The organism is Sandaracinobacter sp. (genome assembly GCF_041909755.1).
Classification (GTDB): Bacteria; Pseudomonadota; Alphaproteobacteria; order Sphingomonadales; family Sphingomonadaceae; genus Sandaracinobacteroides.
The window spans coordinates 1-368 of record NZ_JAYRCW010000101.1; the positions used below are offsets into that span (position 1 = coordinate 1).

Annotated in this window: 1 pseudogene; it reads left to right on the plus strand. The window is 75.8% G+C overall.

Going from position 1 to position 368, the window contains the following annotated elements:
• Positions 1–368: pseudogene (locus ACE3O8_RS11655) on the plus strand (DNA repair protein RecN); the annotation flags it as partial.

Here is a 368-nt window from a genome sequence, read left to right on the forward strand (position 1 = left end):
CGATCGACCGGGCGCTGGTGGAGGGCGATTCCGTGGAAGCGGCGCTGCAACGGGTGCGGTCGCGCTTTCTGGTTTCGCCCGAAGCGCTGGAGGCGGCGGAGGCGCGGCTGTTCGAGCTGCGGGCGATGGCGCGCAAGCATCGCGTGGAGGTGGAGGCGCTGCCGGAGCTTGCGGCGGATCTTGCCGCGCGGCTGGCGGCGCTGGAGGTGGCGGGCGACCGGATCGACGCGCTGGCGAAGGACGAGGCCGCTGCGCGGGCGGCGCTGGCGCAACTGGCCGCGAAGCTGAGCGCGGCGCGCGCGGCTGCGGGCGCGAGGCTGGACGCGGCGGTGAACGCCGACCTGCCCGCGCTGAAGCTGGACTCCGCG